The 23,468-nt window shown below is 63.7% G+C and carries 20 protein-coding genes; 5 read left to right on the top strand and 15 right to left on the bottom strand.

Translation table 11 applies throughout. The features are described from left to right. Positions 1–143: 143 nt before the first annotated feature. Positions 144–356, top strand: coding sequence for a hypothetical protein (locus tag BUS12_RS05785; protein ID WP_074294655.1), 213 nt, complete (start codon positions 144–146; stop codon positions 354–356). Positions 357–645: 289 nt separating this feature from the next. Here the strand turns inward: BUS12_RS05785 and BUS12_RS05780 are convergent, their stop codons facing one another. The 8 genes from BUS12_RS05780 to BUS12_RS05745 form a co-directional block, all read right to left on the bottom strand. Then, positions 646–1,680, bottom strand: coding sequence for a zinc-dependent alcohol dehydrogenase (locus BUS12_RS05780; RefSeq protein WP_074294654.1), 1,035 nt, complete (start codon positions 1,678–1,680; stop codon positions 646–648). A 33-nt stretch (positions 1,681–1,713) separates the two neighbouring features. After that, positions 1,714–2,055, bottom strand: a complete 342-nt coding sequence (locus tag BUS12_RS39615) for an NAD(P)(+) transhydrogenase (Re/Si-specific) subunit beta (RefSeq protein ID WP_290439558.1) — start codon at positions 2,053–2,055, stop codon at positions 1,714–1,716. After that, positions 1,991–2,590: an acetate uptake transporter gene (locus BUS12_RS05770; RefSeq protein ID WP_074294653.1), complete on the bottom strand. Its 600-nt coding sequence runs from the start codon at positions 2,588–2,590 to the stop codon at positions 1,991–1,993. Before BUS12_RS05770 ends, BUS12_RS39615 begins: the two co-directional genes overlap by 65 nt. Before the next feature lie 144 nt (positions 2,591–2,734). After that, the gene (gene acs / locus BUS12_RS05765) at positions 2,735–4,717 is read right to left on the bottom strand and encodes an acetate--CoA ligase (protein WP_083640261.1); all 1,983 of its coding nucleotides are present in this window, start codon (positions 4,715–4,717) and stop codon (positions 2,735–2,737) included. A 291-nt stretch (positions 4,718–5,008) separates the two neighbouring features. Next, positions 5,009–7,375 (bottom strand): HAD-IC family P-type ATPase, encoded by a 2,367-nt coding sequence (locus BUS12_RS05760; RefSeq protein WP_074294651.1) that lies wholly within the window; start codon positions 7,373–7,375, stop codon positions 5,009–5,011. 85 nt (positions 7,376–7,460) lie between these two features. Then, positions 7,461–7,988 carry a DUF892 family protein gene (locus BUS12_RS05755; RefSeq protein ID WP_074294650.1) on the bottom strand — a complete coding sequence of 176 codons (528 nt, stop codon included), beginning with the start codon at positions 7,986–7,988 and terminating at the stop codon, positions 7,461–7,463. An 18-nt stretch (positions 7,989–8,006) separates the two neighbouring features. Further along, complete coding sequence (locus BUS12_RS05750) at positions 8,007–8,885, bottom strand: sensor histidine kinase (protein ID WP_171991601.1); 879 nt, start codon at positions 8,883–8,885, stop codon at positions 8,007–8,009. Positions 8,886–9,105: 220 nt separating this feature from the next. Continuing rightward, positions 9,106–10,383, bottom strand: a complete 1,278-nt coding sequence (locus tag BUS12_RS05745) for an MFS transporter (RefSeq protein WP_074294648.1) — start codon at positions 10,381–10,383, stop codon at positions 9,106–9,108. Positions 10,384–10,496: 113 nt separating this feature from the next. On the opposite strand from BUS12_RS05745, the gene BUS12_RS05740 reads away from it, so the two are divergent. Then, positions 10,497–11,465, top strand: coding sequence for a LysR family transcriptional regulator (locus BUS12_RS05740; protein WP_083640259.1), 969 nt, complete (start codon positions 10,497–10,499; stop codon positions 11,463–11,465). A gap of 47 nt (positions 11,466–11,512) precedes the next feature. Here BUS12_RS05740 and BUS12_RS05735 read toward each other — a convergent pair whose 3' ends face one another. From BUS12_RS05735 to BUS12_RS05725, 3 genes are all read right to left on the bottom strand, one after another. Then, positions 11,513–11,869 carry an RcnB family protein gene (locus tag BUS12_RS05735; RefSeq protein WP_074294646.1) on the bottom strand — a complete coding sequence of 119 codons (357 nt, stop codon included), beginning with the start codon at positions 11,867–11,869 and terminating at the stop codon, positions 11,513–11,515. 202 nt (positions 11,870–12,071) lie between these two features. Then, positions 12,072–13,265: a phytanoyl-CoA dioxygenase family protein gene (locus BUS12_RS05730; protein WP_074294645.1), complete on the bottom strand. Its 1,194-nt coding sequence runs from the start codon at positions 13,263–13,265 to the stop codon at positions 12,072–12,074. A gap of 116 nt (positions 13,266–13,381) precedes the next feature. Further along, a complete protein-coding gene (locus BUS12_RS05725; protein ID WP_074294644.1) occupies positions 13,382–14,335 on the bottom strand; it encodes a LysR family transcriptional regulator in 954 nt (317 codons plus the stop codon). A gap of 117 nt (positions 14,336–14,452) precedes the next feature. On the opposite strand from BUS12_RS05725, the gene BUS12_RS05720 reads away from it, so the two are divergent. Next, on the top strand, positions 14,453–15,310 hold the full coding sequence (locus BUS12_RS05720) for an oxidoreductase (protein ID WP_074294643.1): 858 nt from the start codon (positions 14,453–14,455) through the stop codon (positions 15,308–15,310). A 78-nt stretch (positions 15,311–15,388) separates the two neighbouring features. Here the strand turns inward: BUS12_RS05720 and BUS12_RS05715 are convergent, their stop codons facing one another. After that, positions 15,389–16,228 (bottom strand): helix-turn-helix transcriptional regulator, encoded by an 840-nt coding sequence (locus tag BUS12_RS05715; RefSeq protein WP_171991600.1) that lies wholly within the window; start codon positions 16,226–16,228, stop codon positions 15,389–15,391. A 101-nt stretch (positions 16,229–16,329) separates the two neighbouring features. Here BUS12_RS05715 and BUS12_RS05710 point away from each other — a divergent pair, with 101 nt between their 5' ends. Together BUS12_RS05710 and BUS12_RS05705 are read left to right on the top strand one after the other, a co-directional pair. Next, entirely contained in the window at positions 16,330–17,223 is an 894-nt protein-coding gene (locus BUS12_RS05710) for an SDR family oxidoreductase (protein ID WP_074294641.1), read from the top strand. Positions 17,224–17,505: 282 nt separating this feature from the next. Continuing rightward, positions 17,506–19,380: a hypothetical protein gene (locus BUS12_RS05705; protein WP_074294640.1), complete on the top strand. Its 1,875-nt coding sequence runs from the start codon at positions 17,506–17,508 to the stop codon at positions 19,378–19,380. A 26-nt stretch (positions 19,381–19,406) separates the two neighbouring features. Here the strand turns inward: BUS12_RS05705 and BUS12_RS05700 are convergent, their stop codons facing one another. From BUS12_RS05700 to BUS12_RS05690, 3 genes are all read right to left on the bottom strand, one after another. Then, positions 19,407–19,739: a DUF2322 family protein gene (locus BUS12_RS05700; protein WP_074294639.1), complete on the bottom strand. Its 333-nt coding sequence runs from the start codon at positions 19,737–19,739 to the stop codon at positions 19,407–19,409. A gap of 103 nt (positions 19,740–19,842) precedes the next feature. Beyond that, entirely contained in the window at positions 19,843–21,957 is a 2,115-nt protein-coding gene (locus tag BUS12_RS05695; protein WP_083640442.1) for a site-2 protease family protein, read from the bottom strand. Positions 21,958–21,986: 29 nt separating this feature from the next. Further along, the gene (locus BUS12_RS05690; protein ID WP_083640258.1) at positions 21,987–23,468 is read right to left on the bottom strand and encodes an efflux RND transporter periplasmic adaptor subunit; all 1,482 of its coding nucleotides are present in this window, start codon (positions 23,466–23,468) and stop codon (positions 21,987–21,989) included.

Below are 23,468 nucleotides of genomic sequence, written 5' to 3'. Positions count from 1 at the left end.
AAAGCGGTACGTCAGCGTACAAACTCGCTGGTAGCTGGCGTAATGGAGCGGCAATACAGGACTTGTACGGTAACGTGCAGACGCCCGGTTTCAATCGGCCTATCTTGCAGATGAGGCATTGACCAGCCTCCAAAAGGAAAACAATGTCACTGCATGAATTCGCCAAAGATCTGGCACACCTCGAATACGTCGTTCCGCTACTCGAACGCGGCAATCCGCTCTCGCTTCCGTACTGGCGCAATCGCGTCACCGCGCTCCAGGCCCAGCAGTCCCTCTTGCCGGATGGCACCAAACGTGTGGCCAGGCTGCTCAAACTCTTCAACGAGTTCGAGCGCGAGTCGGTGTCGTCGCGGTAACGCGTACCGGCTGGGTCTTGGAGCGGTACAGCGAAGTCCCGAAGATCAGGCCCATTCCTAGTACGATTCCCCACATTGCGGCAGTCATATCTATTCCTTTAAGTGGCTCGCGACGCCATGCATCGCGATCAATCATCAACCGTCTGGACGACCTCATCCGGGAACGGAACTTCGTTGATGCTCCCCTGAACCGGGAAACGTGTCTGTACGCTGCGGGACCGTCTCCAGACCGACTGCCATCCGGTGGTGCACGCCACGTATAAACAGAGCATCCCTTGGCGCGCACCCCTCAAGCCTTCGCGAATTCGAGCACCACGCGCGACGGCACATCGCCATGCGCGAGACGGTGGAACACGCTGTTGATCGCCGACAGCGGTTGAAGCTCGAAATCGGCCTTCACCTTGCCGTCTGCGGCGAAGGCGAGCGCTTCGGCCATATCGCGGCGACTGCCGACGAAGGAGCCGCGAATCGTGATGCAGTTCGCCACGACATCGAACAACGGCGTCGGAAACTCACCCGGCGGCAACCCGACAAGCACGCAGGTACCGCATTTGCGCGTCATGCCGACGCCTTGCTTGAATGCCCCCAGCGACGGGGCCGTGATCAGCACACCGTGCGCGCCGCCCCCGGTGGCTTTGATGACCGCCGCGATGGGGTCGCCGTCTTTTGCATTGACCGTGGCATCCGCGCCGAGGCGTTTGGCGTGGGCGAGCTTACCGTCGTCGATATCGACCGCACACACATGCAAGCCCATCGCCTTGGCATACTGAATGCCCAGGTGCCCGAGACCGCCGACGCCGGAGATCACCACCCACTCACCCGGCCTTGCCTGGGTCTCCTTGATGCCTTTATAGGAAGTGATCCCTGCACAGATGAGCGGGGCCGCTTCGCGCGCCGCCAGATGGGCCGGAATGTGAGCGACGTAGTTCGGATCGGCAACAATGTATTCGGCGAAACCGCCGTTCTTCGTGTAGCCGCCAAACTGCGCTTCGGCACACACCGGTTCTCGTGCGGCGAGGCAAAACTCGCAATGCCCACACGCGGAGTAAAGCCATGGCACCCCCACGCGGTCGCCTTCCTTCACGGCGGTGACGCCCGAACCCAGCGCCGTGACGATACCAATACCCTCATGGCCCGGCGTGAACGGCAACGCAGGCTTGACCGGCCAGTCCCCATTCGCGGCGTGCAAATCGGTGTGGCAGACACCGCAGGCTTCGGTCTTGACCAGTATCTGGCCCGGACCGGGTTCGGGAATATCCAGTTCTTTAAGCACCAGCGGCTTGCCGAACTGTTCGACAACAGCAGCTTGCATTTTCGATGTCATGGCTTGTTCCTCGGTTTTGATGAGTTCAACGGGTTAGGCCACGGCCGGCAAGCCGAGCCCCCTGACCGCTTCTCCCATCTTGATGAGCACGGCCCGGGCGTCGCCATAGACCATGTTGCAGTTGTCCGCGTAGAAGAGTTCATTGACGATGCCGGCGTAGCCCTCGCCTTCCCCGCGCTTGATCACGAACACCTGCTTGGCGTGGTCGGCGTTGAGAATCGGCATGCCGCAAATAGCGGACGCTGCATCGGTGCGCGCGGCCGGGTGGACCGCACACTTCACCGATACGCCGCGCTTCTGCAGCCGGGTGTTACAAAACGACGGCGTGCCGCCTGAAATTCCGCGGCTCGCCAATGGGCAAGACGACGCGGTCATAAACTTCGTTGATCAGATCCGCCGCGGACAGGTAGAAAGCCAACGCGGCAGTGACAAGCCCCATATAGCCGCCTGCCATGTGCAGCAGGCCTGAGCCGGTCCATTCACCTGCCGCGAGCAGGAAGAACGTGATCCACAGCGCGAGAAAAATGGATTGCAGCGCGCGTGGCGAACGAAACGTGGCCAGCCACATATAGAAAGTGAAGACGCCCCACAGGAACAGATACCAGCCGACAAACGCAGCCGGCACCTTGTCGTGCAGAAACAGAACGAATAACGCAAACGACCACCAGAACGCGCCGTAGCTCAGGAAAGCGGTCGCACCAAAGGTATTGCCGCGCGGCAACTCCATGATTCCCGCGATAGCCTGAGCGGTGCCGCCGTAGGCTAGCGCGCACGCCAGCACCATCCCCATCGAGTCGCCGCTAAACCAGCCCGCGTTGATCATGCTCAGCAGCCAGGTGGTCAACGCAAAACCCGCCAGCCCCAGCGGAGCAGGATTCGAAAGCCGCGGTAAAACTGTTTCAGTACGCATGATCTGCTCCTGACGTGGCGCCAACCCGACCGTCAAGGTCGATTGACGCAGAATGCTTCTGTACGCCGTTCTGGGCACGCGGCAACCCACGCGCCGTGCCGGTGCCGCTGTGGATGCCGCTGCTGTTGCCGGTGCTGTGGCCGCTTAGCCCAACTGATCGAGAATCGCGGGATTTTCGAGTGTCGAGACGTCCTGGGTGATCTCATCGCCCGCTGCCAGCGAACGCAGCAAGCGGCGCATGATTTTTCCGGAGCGCGTCTTCGGCAGGTTCTCGCCGAAGCGGATCACTTTCGGCTTCGCGATCGGTCCAATCTCCTTGCCCACCCAGGCGCGCAATTCGTTGGCAATCCTCTCGGCTTCCGTCCCTTCTGGGCGAGGCCCCTTCAGGACCACGAAGGCGACGACAATTTCGCCGGTGGTTTCGTCCGGGCAACCCACCACGGCCGCTTCGGCGACGAGCGGATTGGCCACCAGAGCCGATTCGATTTCCATCGTGCCCAGCCGGTGGCCCGACACGTTAAGCACGTCGTCAATGCGTCCTGTGATGGTGAAGTAGCCGGTTTCGCTATCGCGTACTGCGCCGTCGCCGGCGAGATACAGCTTGCCGCCGAGGTCGTCGGGGAAATAGCCTTTCCTGAAACGTTCAGGGTCGCCCCATACGGTGCGCAGCATGGACGGCCACGGGCGCTTGATCACCAGCAAGCCGCCCTGCCCGTCCGGCACATCCTGCCCTGTTTCATCCACCACGGCCGCCATGATCCCCGGCAAGGGCAAGGTGCATGAGCCGGGCACGAGCGGCGTTGCGCCCGGCATCGGCGCGATCATGTGGCCGCCGGTCTCGGTTTGCCACCACGTATCGACGACGGGGCATCGCGCACGGCCGACGTGCTCGTAGTACCACATCCATGCCGCCGGATTGATCGGCTCGCCCACGGTGCCGAGAATGCGCAGGCTCGACAGATCGAAGCTGTCCGGGTGGACCTTGATGTCGGCTTCCGCCAGCTTGATCAGCGAACGGATTGCGGTGGGCGCGGTATAGAAGAGGCTCACCTTGTGGCGCTCGATCATCTGCCAGAAACGGCCAGCGTTCGGCCAGGTGGGTACGCCTTCGAACATGACCTGGGTCGCGCCAAGCGCCAGCGGACCGTACGCGATATAGCTGTGTCCGGTGATCCAGCCGATATCGGCGGTGCACCAGAACACGTCCGACGGTTTCCAGTCGAAGGTCCACTTCAGGGTCTGCGCGGCCCACAGCAAAAAACCGCCGGTGCAGTGCTGCACGCCCTTCGGCGTGCCGGTCGAGCCGGACGTGTAGAGGATAAAGAGCGGATGTTCGGCCCCAACCCATGCGGGCGCGCATTGATCGGACTCGGCCTGCATGAGCTCATGCATCCACACATCGCGGCCGTCGTGCCAGGCCACCTTGCCGCCGGTACGCCGATAGACGATCACGCTCTTCACCGCCTCGCAGCCGCCCATGGCGAGCGCTTCGTCGGCAATGTTTTTCAGCGGTAGCGCCTTGCCGCCGCGCATCTGCTCGTCGCAGGTGACCAGCGCGATCGCACCTACATTGACGAGCCGCTCATTGAGCGATTTCGACGAGAACCCGCCGAACACCACCGAATGTGTGGCGCCGATCCGCGCGCAGGCCTGCATCGCGACGATGCCTTCGACCGACATCGGCATATAGATCACCACGCGGTCGCCCTTTTGCACGCCGCGCTTTTTCAGCGCATTCGCAAAGCGGCAAACACGTTGCAGCAGATCCTGGTAGGTGACGTTCGTCACGGTACCGTCGTCGGCCTCGAAAATCACCGCGACGCGCGTGCCCTGACCGGCCTCGACGTGACGATCGAGGCAGTTGTACGACGCGTTGAGCTCGCCATCCTTGAACCACTGATAAAACGGTGCGCGCGATTCATCGAGTACCGTGGAGAACGGCTTTTTCCACGTCAGCGCGTCGCGGCCCAGACGCCCCCAGAAGCCCTCATAGTCGCGTTCCGCTTCGGCGCAGAGCGTGCGGTAGGCATCCATGCCCGAAATCGCCGCCTGCGCCGAAAACGCAGCGGACGGAGGGAAGATTGGCGGTTCGCGAAGAACCGCGCCAGCGACATCATCGATTAGCATTGCTTGCTCCCATGCGGGTTTGAGCATGAATCTGCGACACGATCCGCCACGTGCGTGGCGGAAAGAGATAGGGTTGTCGGATGCGGGGCATGATGGCCACTCCCTGGCTAAAGCGGGGCGGCACTGACGAGTGATCCGGCTGGATCACATTGCGTGGGACTGTCGCGAGCACCTTTGGAATGGAAACGCAAAGGTGCTTGGGGTTACGGTGCGCCTGCCCTGCACTGAGGTCGGTACGGTGGCGTACCAGGTTGTGTCCTGCTTCGGCACGGCAGTTACCCGCGATGCGCGCTAAGTCATGCTCAGGCGAGCGAACACCGGAATCTTCACTGCGTTCATCACTACGGCAAAGACCACGGCGGCGGCCAGCACACCTATCACCGTCGTGGCGGGCAACGCCGTCATCGCGATGCCGCCGATGGCAAGCAGCAAAGCAATGAGAACATCAGTCGCCGACGACGCGACCAGCCAGACACTCGGCCGTGCGCCCCACATGCGCCGGCGCTGCCGGATCGCGTACAGCATGGCCTGACTGCCGAAGACGAGCGTCACAAATGTGAGGGTTTGCAATGCCGCCGTACCGAGGCCCAGGGCGAACTTGCCGGTCGCGAGGACCGCCGTGCAGAAGGCCAGCAATGCAATGCCCATCACGACACCGGCGATCGTCAGGTTGCCGATTTTCCAGGCATTCGGCGATGGCGACGGGTCCACGTTGTCAGTCGTCAGCGACATGGCGAGAAAGTCGCCCGCAATCATCAGGATCACCATCAGCAATGGGGTCAGGACCGCGTGTCCCGTCATGATGAGACCGAATACGAGCAGCAGCGCTGTTACGATCTTCTTGAGGATCGAGTTCAGCGTATAGGTCATGATGCGCTGGAAGGTGATGCGGCCTTCCTTCACCGCAGCAACGATCCCGGCCAGACCAGGTTCGGTCAACACCATGCCGGCCGCCGATTTGGCGACATCGGTTGCCGTCGATACCGCGATGCCGATTTGCGCCTGGCGCAGCGCGGGCGCGTCGTTGGCGCCGTCGCCGCACATGCCGACGATATGCCCGCCCTGCTGGAACGCCTTGACGAGCTTGTACTTGTCTTCCGGCATCACGCCAGCAAACACCGCGAACGCTTGCGGCGCCACCTCTTCCGGAATCGGCCCGGGCGGGCAGATCGCGCCGTCCAGACCCACAGCATGCGCGACAATCGCGGCGGTCGCGGGCGCATCGCCGGTCACCATCACCGCGCGCACGCCAAGCTCATGGAGTTCGGTGACGAGCGCAGCCGAGTCGGCCCGCGGCGGGTCGCTGAGCGCAACCAGTCCGACCAGTTGCAATACGTCCGGCGCACCCGCCGCGACAGCGAGTACGCGCAAGCCCTGTTGCTCGAGCGTGTTCGCTTGAGCCACCGCATCCGGCGACGGCGCCGCCAGGGTGGAAACGACCGCGAAGGCGCCCTTGACGATGCGCTGCGTGCCGCCACCCGGCGCCATGGCAAGCGCTTCGGACATTTTCTTCGCGGGGTCGAACGCGGTGAAAGTGACGAGCTTTGGTGCGTCCGCAACCACACCGGCCTCGGAGGCCGTACGGATCGCGGTGTCGACCGGGTCCTGTCCACCCTCCGCGCTCGCCAGCGCCGCCAGCGCCAACACGTGCCCTTTGTCGAAACCCGCCATGGCGTGCACGGAGGTGACGCTCAACGCGTTGCACGTCAGCGTACCGGTCTTGTCGGCGCACAGCACGTCCATGGTCCCGGCTTCGTCCACGGCGGTCAGGCGCGTGGATAGCACCCCCTGTTTCGCCAGGGCCCGCGCACCGAGTGCCGCAGACAGCGTGAAAGTGGCCGGCAGCGCGACGGGGATCGAGGCGAGCACGGCCGTCAGCACCAGCGGCACAATATCCGCAACCGGCATGTGCACAAAAAGGGCATAGGCAATCAGTAGCGCGATAACCACGCCGTTGAACGCAGCCAGATTGCGCACCACGAGCAGCACGGCCTTTTGCTGTGAACTCACCACGTGCGCGGTGCGCACCAGTTCCGCCGTGCGGCCGAAGCGCGTTCGGGCGCCCGTCGCCGTCACGACACCCACCGCCTCGCCACGCCGCACCAGCGCACCGGCAAAGGTCTGCACGCCGGCACTCGCTTCGATCGGCTCCGACTCGCCCGTGAGCATCGAATGATCGAGCAGCACGTTGCCGGACGTGAGGCGCATGTCGGCGGCAACCACGCCGCCTAGCGACAACTTGACCACATCGCCCGGCACCAGGTCGGCCGCCGGGACAATCGACCACTTGCCGTCGCGCTGTACCGACGCGCTCAGCGCGAGGCGCGATTTCAGCGCCGCGAGCGTCGCCTGCGCACGGCTTTCCTGCAACAGTCCGAGCGCGGCGTTAAACACGAGCAACCCGGCAATGATCCCTGCCTCGACATACTTGCCGAGAGCGCATTGCAGCACGATCGCAGCCTCGAGCATCCACGGCACCGGTGCCCAGAATTTTTCGAGCGCCATGCGCAGCGGATGCGCCGACGTGTCCGGCATGGTATTCGGCCCGGACGCCGTCAGTTCGTGACGCGCCTGAATGCTGCTCAGTCCGCCGGGCGATGGCGCAGTTGGCGGGTTCGGTGCACCGTCTTTCGGCAAGGTCGTGGCCGCAGGAGTCATGGCTGATCAGGTCTCGGTTATCGTGCGCCGGATCGGCCGAGACGACGACGGCCCAGGCGACAGCCTGGCCGAGAGACTGAATCGGTCAATGGACGGAACGAGGTGCCGCGCCCGCGGAGGGGCGCACGCGGCCCGTCGAGGCGTCATCGGTTGAGGGCAGACAGTCAAACAGCCAATCCGCCATGGCGACCTGCTGAATCAGGATGCCCTCGCAGGTGAACTTGGTTTCAAAGAAGCCGCTCGCTTCGGCGGCAGCAATCAGCGAGGTGTAAGACGCAATCTCGTAGCGCTTGAAAGCCATCAGGATGGCCAGATTGCGGGCCAACTCTTCCGGCGTTTGCGCGATGCTCCCTGTTTCGATTGCGCCGGCGACGTCAGCGGGAAGCGCCGCCAGGGTGGCGTCGCTGCCGTCGGTACCTTCGATACGCTCCATGCAGCCCGCCAACGCTTTCTGGTTCGCGAGCGTGGCCGTCAGGTCCGCGTCGATACGCGCGCTGACCTCGGGATAACGTGCCGTCGCGGCCACATGGGTACGCAGAAGCCACTCCGCATGCCGTTCCATCGCACAGGCATCCCGCAGCGTGCGCATCAGGTCCGCTTTAAGATGGGTCATTCGGAATCCCTATCAAATTCATACCGACGACATGGGCGCGCGAGTTTGCACCACCGTTTGCACCACGATAGGCAGGCGAAGCGTGAATTCGCTGCCGGCACCTGGACCTGCGCTGACCGCCGATACCGTCCCGTCGTGCGACTCGGCAACGGCCTTCACGACCGCAAGCCCGACTCCTAGACCACCCGCGCTCGCCCCGATCGTTCTGCAGGATTGCGCGAACAGATCGAAGATATGCGGCAAGAGTGCATCCGATATGCCCATGCCGTCGTCTTTCACCGATACGACCAGAACATGCCGGTCCGCAAGCACGTTGACCGCGATGTGCCCGTGCTCGGGGGTGTACTTGATCGCGTTATGCAGAAGATTGTTGACGGCCTGCGCGAGGCGCACCGGGTCGCCTTCCACGCGCAACGTCCTGTCCGCGATCTGCACCGCGAAGGTCTGGCTGCGCTGCGCCGCTGCCAGCGCGGCAGCGGTCAGCGGCGCGGCGAGCACCGCCACCACGTCCACCGGAACCTTGCTCACACGTAGCGCGCCATGCTCCACCCGCATGGCGTCCATCAGATCCTCGGACAGTCGTACGATGTGCGCGATTTGCCGGTCGATCATGTCGACCGATCGAAGCACCTCCGGCCGGTCGGTCGACACCCTGCGAATGAGATGCGCCGCGAGCTGCAACGGCGTCAAGGGTCCGCGAAGCTCATGCGCCACCATGGCCAGAATTTCGTCCTTGAGCCGCAAGGCATCGAATTGACGAAGCGGCTGCGAAGCGGGCATGGAGAACGCACTGGCGGAACGCTGCGGCGGCGGTTCCATCATCGCGTCGGTCAAAGGTGCGTGCTCCGCCGTGGGCGTGCCCACGGACCAGCGGAAAGAGCCAGAATGAGCGGACATGTTGATCCTCCAGTCACGCCCCTTGTGAGAGCGTTGGATCGGTAGACGGCAATTGGCCATGGCCTGCGGCGCGAGAGCGGTCTGGAGCTCACTGGTACGCACGGGCTGAAAGAGCAGAGTCCCACGAACCAGGCGGTAAGTCTGTACGGTAGCGTTCAAGTCAGTAAAAACAACCGTATTCGGCCTGTTCGGGTAAATCAACCGTTCTCTTCCAGGAGCACTACGCTCCGGTTGTGGGCGGAACGTTCGCTCGTGTTGCAACTCCATGCGTTGTTGCACGCGAACGACCGTACGCCAGCATCATCAGGAAGCTCAGTAAAAAACCGAGGCCGCCCAGCAGAAGCAGACCCGTTTCTCCGAACACGGGCAAAAGATTCGTCAGCAAGCCGGTCACGACCCAGGCCACCGCCATCACCGATCCGGCGACACCCAACGCCCAACCCTGCCGCTCTTCGCTGACTGCGTCGGAGAAAGCGGTGTACATCGTCGTGTAGGCCACCATGTCGAAGCAGCCGACCAGCGTTGCGAGACACCACAGCAGCTTTTCGTGCGGGAAGAGCGCAGAGAGAATCTGGCACACACCGGCAATCAGCAAACCGGTCTTCGCGATGTCGACGACACGCCATACGCGCAGCATCAACCGCACCACGAACAGCAGGCCCAGCACGAAGCACAGGCCGATCACGCCGCTGAACACGCCGAGCTGCGCGCTCGTATAGTGGAATTTCGTCTGCAGCAGCAGCATGATGGTCTGCAGATAGAGTCCGTAGCCGACCTGCATCAGAAAGAACACCGCCGACAGAAACGCGACCTGCCTGTGCTGCGCCGCCTGATAAACGATGCGCAACGGCAGCAGCAAGTCGACGCGGGCATGGCCGGACGGCGCGACAGCATCCCGGTACGAGCGCCACGTCCAGATTCCACAGATCAGCGACAACGCACCGACCAGCAGAAACGGCGTGCCGTAGTTGAACACCGGTGCGATGCTACGGTCCGAAGTCAGCCCGCCGAGCACGGGGCCGACAACGACGCCCGCACTGAAGGCCAACGACATGATGCTCATGTTGTACGCCTTGTTTTCAGGTGTGCTCATGTCCGTGATCGCCGCTTGCGCGATGCCCTGGCAACCGGCCATCAGACCGCTCAGGCCGCGGCCAAGGAGCAACAGCCACACGCTGGGCCACAAGGCGCCGGCCGCCATCAGGAAGTAGCTGATCGACAGGCCGAATACGCATACCAGCAGGATCTTGCGTCGACCGTAGCCATCGGACAGTTCGCCCATCAGCGACGAACCGAAGAACATGCAGAACGGATAGACGCCGTAGCCGAGGCCGAGATAGAAGTTGCGAACCTGAGCGCTGCTGTGCGGCGCCAGGATGCCCGCTTGCGGGTCGCCGAAAATCGCCGACATCATGGGGTAGACGAGGCCGAACCCCATTGCGTCGATGGCAATCGCAAGCAGGCAGGGACCGAGAAGTTTCAGGTTGAGTTTTGACATGAGCGGTCTGTAGGCAAACACAAAGTGCTCGCTACAGTAGCGCCGACCATGCAGGCACCGGTAGACGGCCGCGGCCGATAACTTCTATCGGTGAAACTGATACGATATTCGCCATGGACCTACTGGCAGCAATGCGAATCTACGTGCGGGTGGTTGAGCGCGGCAACATGTCGAGGGCCGCGCGCGACCTGGGTATTGGGCAACCTGCCGTCAGCGAGCGCATCGACCGGCTTGAACAGCACCTGGGCGTGCTACTGCTTCGCCGCAGTACGCGAGCGGTCTCGTGCACGGACGAAGGCAACCTGTTCTATGAGCGCAGCAAGCAGGTGCTCGAAGCCGCCGAAGAAGCCTGTGCGGCGGTCTCGCCCGACGACCGCGCCTTGCGCGGCACGCTGCGCATCGCCGCTCCGCAGAGCCTCGGCGAGGTGGTGCTGCCGCGCATTCTGCTGCACATCCGCGAACTGCACCCGGCGCTCGACATCGATTTGATCCTGAACGACCAGCTCGTCGATCCGGTGACCGAGGGCGTCGATATTTCCCTGCGTCTTGGCCAGCCCGGCGAAGGCGGTTTTATCGCCCGCCGCCTCGCGCACGTGCGCCGCGTCCTCGTTGCCGCCCCCGCCTATCTGGACCAATCTGGAGTCCCAGGCAATGCAGACGAACTGATCGAGCATCCTTTCATTCGCGTGAGGAATCTCTTCGGCGACGGACTGCTCAGGTTGATCGATACGGAGCAAGCGGTCGTTCAGGCGCCGATCAAGGTCGCCATGAGTGCGAGCCATTGGCGCCCGGTGTATGAATTGCTGATGGCCGGAGCGGGGATTGGCGTCCTGCAGGAACCGGCCTGCGCCGAAGCGCTGGCGTGCGGCCGCCTCGTGCGCGTGCTGCCGCAATACACCGTGCCGGGGTTCGACCTGCACGCGCTGTTTGCGGCCGCGCGGCCGATCCCCGCGAAGACGCGCGCCATCGTGACGATGCTGGAAAGGGACTTGCCGGCGGCGCTCGATCGTTCGGGTGCGACATACGCGACAACCGCAACAACCGCGATGAGCGGTAAGGCTAAAGGCGTAGAGGCGCTTTAGCCGCTCGGTGTCGCAATGGCCGGGCAAACATGCCCGGCCACTGCGGATTAGTGCCCGGAGAGCAGCACGCTTGCGATGACACCGGTCGCAACCGCGGCGAGGACATAGTCCCCGTTCACGCCGACCCAGTGGTAGCCGCGCGGCGGCGCTTGCAGGCCGTGCTCGCGCCAGTTGTCCACCTCGTAATTGCGATCGCGATACTCGGCCGGAAGCCGCTCGCCCTTATGCCAGTCGCTGTGGGGGATGGGGCCGCCGTCACGGCTGACATCGGCTTCGCGCGGGCCAGGCCGGCCATGCGACGGCGGACCGCCGCGATGGTCGTCATTGTGCTGTTGTGCGAATGCGGCACCGGACGTGCCGAGCAGGGAAACGATCACAAGTTGCGCGATGAGTGTCTTTTTCATAGCTGCGCCTCAAAGAGAGTGGCTAGATAGCGGGTTTGCGGTCGATGTCATGACTTATCGGCTGCATGACGTGGCTGATGCCCAGCGGCGTTCAAAAGACTAACGCCGGGAGATGATGGCACAAAGATCGCCGGTTTGCCAAAACCCCTGGGTTGCACGGCGCCGTGGCCTGCCCGAGCATCACATGATCTAACCCGCGCCGCTATGCTTCTCGTCGTTCGTCCCGGCGACGCAGTTCGCCAATGAACGTCTCAGCGGTCCACGACTCTCTGAGCGCGCGCCGAAAGAGTTCCTGCTGGCTTTCAGGCGCAAGGCCGCCGACAGGCGGGTCCCGGTCCAGATTGGTGGGAAACGGATAGCCCTCGGCGCAAGATGCGATCACGGCGTCTATCTCCGCGTCGCTCATCTGTTGCGACGCGCGATTCCGCTGCAGGACCGGATACATCACCTCGCACATCCGCATGCGATTTAACGATTCCATCGCCCGTCCGTAGGCCGAAGAAATCTGCAACAGATTGGCCATGCGCTGAATCGACGAGGTCTGGTTCGAACCGGCTGCATGAAACAGCGCGGGATTGAAGAAGAGCGCGTCGCCCTTCTTGAGCGCCAACTGCACATAGTGGCTCTCGAAGTAACTGCGAAAATCCTCACGACGCCACGCGAGATAGCCCGCAGCGTAGCGCTGCGAAAACGGCAGCAGCTTGGTGGGCCCGCTCTCGACCGGCATATCGCTATGTACGACGGCACCCTGCAGCGTGAGAAACGGCGACATCGCATGCACGTGGGCCGGATAGCGCTCGGACTGGGCCGCACTCTGAAAGCCGAGGTGATAGTCCCTGTGCGCCTGCTGCGCCGCGCCGCCAGGCCGAACCACGTTGACCTGGGAAGTGACCTGAAAATATGGACCTAACCACGCCTCAGCCGCGGCAACCAGAACAGCATTGGCGTAGTAGCGGGCGAACACCTCGGGCGCGCGCAGACAGAGCTTTTCCTGCGCGTTCCAGATCCGGTCATTGGCGCCTGCCTTGGCGAAGTGATCTCCCACTGCAACGCCAGCGTCGCGCTCGTCACGAATGATGGCTTCGAACACTTTCGTTGCAGCGTCGATCGGCGCGGTATCGGCGAAGGCGTTCTCCAGCACCAGCACACCCGCGCCGTCATTGAGCACGTCCGCCCACTCGGCTTGCAGGTCGAGACGGCGGGACGGGTCGTCAAGCGCTGAACCGAGTTCGCGGCAGTCGTAGACCGGAATGTGCTGGCGTATGTCGACAGCAAAGCGCAGGAGGCCATCCTCCTCGCGCGATTGAAGTACGGTCAGAAAATCGTCGAGCGAACAGTCCTGCTCGCGATACCAGTGCGAGGGTTTTGCGCCTGAGCGCGGATCGTTGTGTTTCATGGTGTGGTGTCTCCGTTCGATCAAGCATAGCGCTTCACCGGGGCCCTGCGTCACCATCAAATCCATCAAAAACCCATCAAACGGGACCTCCCGGATAGAGTCACGGTCCGGGAGATTCATCGAACCCGACGCACGCCGCCTGCCGCACGAAGCTCCGACGGCTCGAAAAAGAAACTCCGGTTGTCCGCGATACGCGCCACCATGAAGTCGATGAACGTCCTCACCCGCAGCGGCTGCTCGGTGCGATGCCGATAGTAGATATAAAAACCCTCACGCTGCGTGACATGCTGGAGCAGCAACGGCACAAGCCGGCCGCTGCGGATAGGCGAAGTCGCCGAGAAGCTTCCCAGTTGACCGACCGCGAGTCCGGCGAGCACGGCTTCGGTCTCCGCATCGGTGTCGTTGATGCAAAGGGTTGTCGCCATGTCGCGATAGACGATTTCGTCGCCGATGAGAAACTCCCACGGCGCCTGCTTGCCCGTATTCGCGCGCCGGTACCCCGTGCAGCGGTGCCCATCCAGTTCCTCGATGGTTTGCGGCGCGCCATGGCGCTCGATATAGGCCGGCGACGCACAGACGATCAGTTGAATCGGCAACAGCTTGCGTGCAATCGTGCCGCCCGAGGGCGGCGAACCGCCGCGAAAACCGACATCGGCGCGCTCGCCGACCAGATCCGTAAAGTGATCGTCGAACTGCACATCAAGGTGCACGTTCGGATGCAAGGCCGAGAACTCCAGGAAGAATGGCCACAGCAGCGAGCGGCTCATGGCCCTCGGCGCGTTCACTCGCAGCGGCCCCGCGATCTCCTCTTTCGAGCGGCGCGCGTCGTCGAGCGCGAAAGAAAGCGTAGCCAATGCGGGCTGCACATTATCTAGCAAACGCTGCCCCTCCTCCGTCAGACTCAGCTTGCGCGTGGTCCGGTGGAATAACCGGACGCCCAGTTCCTTCTCCAGTTGCATCACCGCGTGGCTCGCCGCCTGCGGTGAGATGCCCTGATCCACCGCGGCCTTGCGCAGGCTTCCCAGCGTCGCGGCCCGGACGAATATCGTAATCGCGCGAACTTCGTTCATGACCGCCTCGGATTCGCAAATAAAAGTTGATTATCAGTCTACCAATCGACGCCTAGTTTGTGTCAATCCTGGCTTCTATCATTCGTTCACTTCCACCCCAAGCGCAGGAGCAACATCATGGTCGATGTCACAAAAAGTGGTTTCAAACGGGTCTGGTTCATCACCGGCGCATCGCGCGGTCTGGGCGCGCTGATCGCCGAGGCGGCGCTCGCCGACGGCAATGCGGTGGTCGCGGCCGGTCGCAACGTCGCGGCGATCGCGGAGCGTCTCGGCAATTCGCCGGCGCTGTTGCCCGTGGCACTGGATGTGACGGACGAAGCCCAGGCGAAGGCCGCGGTGCAAGCCGCACTCGAAAAATTCGGCCGGATCGACGTGCTGGTGAACAACGCGGGCTTCGGCTTGCTGGGCGCCATCGAGGAATCCAGCGACGCCGACGTGCGCCGCATGTACGACACCAACGTGTTCGGTCTCCTGAATATCACGCGCGCCGTGTTGCCGACGCTGCGTTCGCAGCGAGCCGGTCACGTGATCAACATGTCGTCGATCGGGGGGTATCGGGCAGCCGCCGGATTCGGCGCCTACAGTTCCACGAAGTTTGCGGTGGAAGGTTTGACTGAGGCATTGCGCGGAGAACTGGCGCCGCTCGGTATCCATGCAACGGTGGTGGAGCCGGGATACTTCCGCACGGACTTCCTCGACGCGTCTTCGCTGATGGTCGCCAAGGAAATCATCGCGGACTACGACGCGACCTCGGGTAACGTGCGCCGCAGAGCGGTCGAGATGAACCACAACCAGCCGGGCAATCCCGAGAAGCTGGCGCAAGCCATGCTCGAACTGGTCGACGCCCCCACCCCGCCGCTGCGTTTGCCGCTGGGCACCGATACGCTGAAGGCGATCGCCGACAAGAATGCCTACGTCACGCAGGAGACGGAAACGTGGAAGGCGTTGTCGGCGTCCACGGATTTTCCTGCCTGAGCCGTTGTCATTGCGCTTGCTTGCCGTTGCGCTTGCCTTGGCAGGCGGTGAAGGCGCCCAAAGGGACGACGGGGCGAATCACCCCAACGCGACGGCCCGGGTTTCAGTCAACGATCGGACCAGCGCGACATCGGCCGGCGTGGCCGGGTTGTAGATCACCAGGCTGAGATCGGGCCGGCCGTCGACGGCGAAGTTCGAATACTCGAATGCGATCGACCCAACGATCGGATGCCGCAGATGCTTGACGCCCTCGCCGTGAGCACGGACATCATTGTCGCGCCACAGCGCCACGAACTCGGGGCTCAACGCGGACAGTTCGTCGACCAGCTCGGCGACCTGGCTCGAAGCCCCGGCGCGCGCGACATCCACCCGGAACGCCCCCACCACGAAGCGCGCAGCGTGCTCCCAATCGGGCTGCGCGGCGCGCACGCGAGGGTCGCAGAACACCATGCGCAAGGCGTTGCGTTGCGACGGCGGCAGCGCGCCGTAGTCGGTCAGCACGGCGGCGGCCGCGCGATTCCAGGCCACGATATCCCACGTAGCGGTCTTCACGACGGCCGGGCTGAACGCCAACGCATCGAGCACGCGCTGCAGCCGTGGCGACACGCCTTCGCTTGCCTGATAGCGGACATCCGGCGGCCGGCCGAGACCCAGCAGGAACAGATGCTCGCGCTCGACATCCGTCAGCATCAAAGCGCGGGCGATGCGCTCCAGTACGTCAGCCGAAGGCGCCCCGCCGCGGCCCTGTTCGAGCCACGTGTACCAGGTCGCGCTGACGTTGGCGCGCTGCGCCACTTCCTCACGCCGCAGCCCGGGTGTGCGCCGGCGCGTCAACTCAATGCCGAAAGCGGCAGGGTCCAGTTTCGTGCGGCGGTCCTTGAGGTAGGTTCCAAGCGGATTGTCGTTGGCGGCCGGCATGCTGATCCTGTTAGTCGGTATACCCGTGTAACGTCACTACTTTACCCTGATAGATTATGCGCCCACAGTCGCCTCCATTCATCGTTGATCTGGAGGTTTGCATGCGTGTATTCGTTACTGGCGCAACCGGCTTCGTCGGCACTGCGGTCGTCAAGGAACTGATCGGTGCGGGGCACCAGGTGCTCGGTCTGGCGCGCTCGGATGCGGGAGCCGCCGCGCTTGCCGCGGCAGGTGCGGACGTCCAGCGCGGTTCGCTCGAAGAGCTCGACAGCCTGCGCCGCGGCGTGCTCGCGGTGGACGGCGTCATCCATACGGCTTTCAACCACGATTTCACGAAGTTCGCCGAAAACAGCGCGACGGAACGGCGCGCACTCGATGCCATCGGCGCCGCGCTCGAAGGCTCCGAGCGGCCGCTGATCGTCACCTCCGGCGTCGCGCTGCTGGCGCCGGGCCGTCTCGCGTACGAGGAAGATGTGCGTGCACCCAACCCCGCATTTCCGCGCGATCCGGAAGTGGCCGCGACCGAACTGGCGGCGCGCGGCTTGCGTACCTGCGCGGTACGTCTCGCTCCCTCGGTGCACGGCGAGGGCGACCACGGCTTCATTCCGAGGCTCATTGCCATCGCGCGCGAGAAAGGCGTGTCGGCCTATGTGGGTGACGGACTAAACCGCTGGCCTGGCGTTCATCGCTTCGATGCTGCAGCGATCTACCGGCTGGCGCTTGAAAAGGGCACCACGGGTGCCCGCTATCACGCGGTCGGCGAACAGGGCGTGCCGTTCAAGGAGATCGCCACCGTGATCGGGCATCGCCTGAACCTGCCGGTGGTGAGCAAGCGGCCCGAGGAGGTGCACGAACACTTCGGCTGGTTCGGCATATTCACGACCATGGACGTGCCGGCCTCCAGTCAATGGACGCGCGACGCGCTGGGTTGGCGGCCGACCGGTCCCGGGCTTCTGGACGATATCGACCAGCCTGGGTATTACGTGGGTTCGTGAGACGACGCCTTGCGGATCCACGCGCTGCGAAAAGGTTTCGTAGCGAGAGCCCCTCGTCTGAGCCCTCTCGGTTAAGAGCGCTTTTACAGAGGACTCCTCCGTCCACCATTCCGACCACAAAAAAAAACGGTCCGCTCGTTGAGCGGACCGTTACATAGGCGGGGCGGAGAATGCTGCGGAACACGTCCAGGCCAACAAGCCCTGACCCCTTTTTTTCGTTGCCAACTATCATCAGTCGACTGAGCCGCTAGAATAACTTCTTTCCTTCCTGGCGGCAAGTCGATGCGAATTGATCAGCGGATCGTGCAGCAGCATGGCCTGACAGCACGTCAACACTTCTTTTGCGAGTGCTGGTTTAACCTCGTCCATGAGGCGTCGCTGGATGCGTTTCGTGTGCGCGCAATGAACCCGTTGAACATCGTACGTGAACTGCTCCGCATGGTCGACGGTGGGCATGCAAACGAAAGCGATGTCGGCAGGGTGACGGCCGAGGCGGTAGAAATCCTCACCGACCGCATCATCATGTCGGACGATGCATTTCGCGCGTCGGCCAGCCACCTCGTTTCCATTCTGACGGAAGCAAAACCAAAGCAAAGCAGTCAGGACGCAGATGAGTCGAAGGTGCTGAAGGCTTGGGGCGCCGCACTTGGCAAACATCATTCGCTGATCGACGCCTTTGGAAGAGAACTGGAAAAGGCGCTCGACGACCATTTCATCGCCCGTTGCGTGTCATGGCTGGAGCGTGAGCTATCCGTGCAGGGCGACCCTGCTGAACTTGAAAACATCGAGACAAAACTCGGCGAAATCGAAAACGTGACATCAACGTTGTTGAGTACACTGATTAATCGGGGCTGGAGTTTTGAATCGCTCTTCATGCTGTATCGCCTCATGTTGCTGCCCACCGTTGAGAAGGCGGCAGAACCATCGGCATACGTATTCAGCAAAGCGCTTGACGAGGTGTTCCAGCGCCTTGGGGCACAGCCGAAGCCCTACACGGTGACGTTTTCGATCAGTAACGTCAGCAAGCCCGATCACTTCCCCGCGCGCGTGGGTGACATTGAATTCAGCACGCAGCCCCCGGAGATCGGGCCGAAATCGAGCAACTATGTCCGTCGCTATGCGTCGGTTCGCGGCGGACGGCTGTTCGCTACAACGACTGCGCACGCGCAGGACGGCCGCATGGCGGGTTCGCTCGCAGGGGACCGCATCGGTCAGGTCCTCGACGTGGTCCGCTACGACTATGAGCGGAAGAACGTCCAACTCTCTAACAGTTTCCTGTTGGCGAAGGCGGACAGGCACATGCTGCTGCCGCTACCCGGCACGGTTCCGAATCCGGATTCGTCTCTTACCGCTGAGCAGTTGGAGGAGTTCATGCGCCGCCTGCAGGAACTGGTCGGCAGCGGAACGCTTTCCGCGGACGCAAAAGACCGCATCTATTCGACATTCAGGCTGTATCGGGTGGGTGCCGAGACGTCTAATTTCGAGAACAAGCTGGTCAACTGGTGGACGGCCGTAGAATTCCTGGTCAAGGGTATTGGCGGTGGTGGTGGCGGCATCGGCGACGGTGTTGAAAACTCGCTGGCGCCAACCGTGGCCATGTCCTATCTCCCCAAGCACCTTGTGGCGCTACGCTCGGCGCTGGTCGATCTCAAGATCGATCTGCGCAACGCCGCGAACGAGCCGCTGGAACTGGGTAGCATGGGCTTGTCGTCGTTTCATGCCCTCCTGCAGGACGGTGCCATGAGGCGCGCGGTCGAAGATGCGTGCAAGGCGCGTCCTTTCATCTGGTTCCGAACGCGGCGATTCCTCGCCATGATTTCAACCCACCAGAAAGTCGCCGATGCGCTGAACAATCACGAAAGGCGGCTACGCTGGCACGTCCAGAGAATCTACCGGGCACGCTGCGATATCGTGCACAGCGCGCAGCGTGTGGTCGATGCGACGCTGCTCTGCGCGAACCTGGAGTTTTACCTGAAGACCGTCCTGTCGGCGTTCCTCGACGCATTCCACCGGCACCCGACCTTGCGCAGTCCCCGTGAGTTCTTCGACCGGCAGCAGCATGCGCTTGGTCAGATAAGCAAAGAACTCAAGGCAAACCAGAACACGGCCCTGGCCGTGTTGCTGGCCAGCAGGGATGCTGCGGCCGCACTTCCCTGAGTGCCGGCGTGCGAATCGCACCGCGCTCAGGCAGCCGCAACAACCTCGATGCGCAGCGCGGGCCCACCGGCCACGATCGCGAGCAGATGGTCGACATTCGGGTGGGCCCCCGGACGATTGCGCGCGTCGGCCGTATGCTCGGCGAACACGGCGAGGCCGTGTTCGGCCGCCTTGGCGTCGAGCGTGCCGAAGCTTTGCTGCAGATAGTGGTACACCGCCAGCGAGCCCTGCTTACCCGGCTTGTTCTCGATGCTGGCCACGACGGCGCCCTTGCCGTCGACCAGATCGATACGCTCGATACCGTCGATGGAAGGCAGTTGGGCGAGGTTGTCCTTGAATATGTTGCTCGGTTGAATCACTGAAAATACTCCGTGGGTTCGGGAAGTGGCATGACGGGCGGTATTTTATCCGATGGGACTGCGGCGGCCCGTCGCCATCCACCCGCCCTACTCCCGTACCCCCCTAAAACCCCGCCTCCCGCTGCACCGCCGCCACCAGCGCTCGCACCCCACGCGAAGCAAAGCTCTCGCGCCCGGCGCCGAACGTCACCGTGCCGGTCAACTGGCGGCTCAACACCTGCGAGCCTTCGCAGTCCCCAAAACGCACCCGCCAGATTGCCTGCAGCGGCACCAGTTGATGCGTCTTCGTTTCCTGCTCGGCGGCAATCGGACCGCCATACACGCTCGCGACCGACGGCTCGTCGAGCGTCGCGACGTTGACCCTGTCGACGGCCAGCACACGGCATTGCACCGCGCGCATTTCCGCCAGGCTCGCCACGAAGCTCGCGCGCTGACCGGCCACGACCCGCGCCACGTCGTTCTCGCCGACGAACGCTTCGCCCTTCACCCCATGCGGACCGATCACATCGAACAGACGCTCGCCCCGCGGCAACCAGGTGCCGGCGGCCAGATCGTCGTCACCCATATCGACGATGCCCGCAAACGGCGCGCGAATCGTCAGTTGATCGATCTCGGCGCTAAAGCCGTTGACCGTCTCGCGCGCGGCATCCCAACGCCGTTTCAGGGCGACGCCTTCTTGCCGCAAGCGGTCGTCGAACGGTTGCTGCTCGACTTCCCATCGCAACAGCGCCTCGTCCGCCTGCGCGGCCTTCAGCTTGTACGCGAGATCGGGCGACACCAGCACGGCGAGAACCTGCCCCGCCTGCACCGTCTGGCCGTCGCGCACCGGCGCCGGCGAGGCCGCCAGATAGCCCGCCTCGATCGCATACAGCCCTTGCGCCTGCTGCGGTCCAAACACCGCGGGCGCACTGACACCGGCATGCCACGGCAGCACAAAAAAGCCCAGCAGCACGGCGCCAAGCAGCACACTGCGGCGCGTCTGACGCTGCCAGCGCAACTGCGCGCGGCGCCGCCAGCACGCCGCCGCTTCGCGCAACACCGGCCGCACGATAAACCAGCCGAACTCGACGCAAAACAACGCCATGCCCAACACCTTGAAGAAAGCGTGGTACACCACAAGCGCGATCGAAAAAAACACCACCAGCCGATACAGCCACGTCGCAAACGAAAAGCCGATCAGAAAGCGTCGCCGCGACGGCGAGCACGGCTCCGGCTGCGGATCGCCGAAACCGAATAGCCATTCACGCAGCCACCAGCGACCGAGCGCAAACGCGCGGTCGTGCAGGTTCGGCGTATTGAGCCAGTCGGACAACAGGAAATAGCCGTCGAAGCGCATGAACGGGCTGGCATTGATCGCCAGCGTGCCGATCCAGGTGGTGGTCGCGAGCAGGAAGGCACCCGCTCGCAGCGGGCCATCCGGCAAGAGATTCCACGCGAGCGTCGCGAACGCGGCCAACGCCAGCTCGCTGAGCATGCCGGCCGCACCGATGCGCAAACGGCTCGCGCGGCTCGGCACTTTCCAGGCCTCGGTGGTGTCGGTGTAGAGCACGGGCAGCATCACGAGAAAGGCCAGACCCATGGTCGGCACGCGGCAACCATAACGTTGCGCGGTAAACGCATGACCGAACTCGTGCAGCACCTTCGCACATGCTAACGCCACGCCCACCGCAACCACGCCTTGCAGGTCCGCGTAACCATGAAACGTATGCAGGAATTCGTCCCACCGGCGCGACACGAGAAACAGACCGGTCGCCGCGCACGCCGCCACGATTGCCCAGAACGCCGGACGGTAAGCGAACGCGGCATAACGCGCCGCGCGCCGCAGGAACGGCATGGGATGCCACAGCGGAATGCGGATCATCAGATAGTGCTTGAGCAGCCACATGGCCTGCGTGAGGCGGCCGGCTTCGGCATAGGCGCCCAACCGCTCGGTGTCGCTTGCGCTCGTCGCGACCAGCAGGTTCTGCTGACGCAGCATGCGCAGCAGTGCCTCGATGTCGTCGAGCGAAATCGTCAAGGTCGTCTCGCGGTTGACGCTCGCGACGATCGCATGCGCGTCGTCGAGCGGCCAGCGCGAGAGCATTTCGAACGCAGGCCAGCCGAGCTGGAAGAAGCGGTTCGCCGCGGGATCGTGCAGCATCCACGTCGGCGCGCCTTCCGGGGTCGGCGCGCCGGCGGTCAACGTCAGTTCCTGGCGAAGTGGCGGTAGTCGGGACATGATGGGTTCGGCGCGGCGCTCGCGTGACGCTACCAGCCCAGCCATTGACGCGCGAGCGTCAACGGCCGGCGCAGCACGTAGTAGACGAGCGGCACCCAACTGCCGTGAATGCGTGCTGTGCCCATCGCCCCGAGCGGCGGCTGCGCGCCGCTTGCCGCGAAGCTCGCCTTCACGCGATACGCCAGCACGCCATCCGGCGTCGGCTCCGCGCGATAGGCGACCGAATCGATGCGCGCGTCGTAAGTGGCGAGCGGCGAACTCTTCGGATACAGCGTCAGCAGCATGCCGGGTTTGACGTCGACGTTATCGGCAACCGGCACGTAGGCGGTCAGTTCGACGTGAGCCGGGTCTGCCAGCAGCAGAATCTTTTCGCCGACCGCCACCGCCTTACCGGTCCATTCGTTCGGATCGGCGAACACCGCGACGCCTGCGCGCGTTGCGCTCACGCGCACGCGCGCCAGTTGTTCGGCGGTGTAGTCGAGTTGCACGGCGCTCTGGTCGAGCTTGCCTTTGCGCTCGGCCATATCGAGCCGGTCGCGGTCCTCGGTGACCGCCAGTTGCGCCGTCTGCCGATACTCCTCCTGCGCGGTGTCGAAGTCTTTGCGAGCCAGCGCGTAGCGCGACTGCAAGGTGGTGGCGTCGAGGCCGAGGAGCGGCGTGCCGGCCGTCACCGGCTGATTCGGCTGCACGTACAGGCGGTCGATCACGCCGTCGAGCGGCGCGCGCACCACGAACGGATCTTTCGGCGTCACCTCGGCCGGCGCGAGCACTGACAAGCGCAATGGAATCACGCAAACCAACGCCAGCGCGATCAGCACGCGCCGTTGCTGACGGCCCGGCCGCAACAGCACACGCGCGCGTTCGAACCAGGACGGTTGCGGACCGAAGGCCGCGAACGCATGACCCCATACCTGCGCGAGCTCGCCTAGCAGCGCACACTCGGTGGGCGTCCACGGCGCTTCGCGCGCGAACGCCAGGCCGCCGAGCCGGCGGCCTTCGCGGTCCACCAGCGGCAGCCAAAGACCATGCGCGGGCCACCATGCCTGCCACTCCTGCGCGACATGCGTGGCACCTTCATCGCCGAGGTCGGCGGCGGTGAAGGGACGCGGTCCCTCGGGCAGCGGTACGCTTGCATCGCCGGGTTCGTGAAGCGTGGCGTCAGCGACCCCCACCCCAGGCGCACGCGCGAGCACCCGGCACAATGCGCCGAGCCACTGCACGTAGGGCGCATTCGGATCGCTCTGCGGCAAACCGGATACCGCCGCCACCGAACCCGGTGCGGTGCCGCGCCACCATGCGGCCTGGCGGTAAGGCACCAGCGCCAGCGTTTCGTTGACGATCGTAAAGCCGAGCGTCGCTTCGCTCTTCGCAGCACGCGCACGGCTGGCAAGCTGCCAGAGCAAGGCGAGTTGCTGCGCGTCGATGCGCACGTTCGGCGATGCATCGGCATGCGCCGCGCGGCCGGTGCGGTCGGACGCTTCCGGCGGCGGTGAAGCGGGCGTGGACGGCAT

Source organism: Paraburkholderia phenazinium, assembly GCF_900142845.1.
Taxonomy (GTDB): Bacteria; Pseudomonadota; Gammaproteobacteria; order Burkholderiales; family Burkholderiaceae; genus Paraburkholderia; species Paraburkholderia phenazinium_A.
Note: the sequence above shows the minus strand (reverse complement) of the source record. Positions and strands in the feature narration are given on the sequence as shown.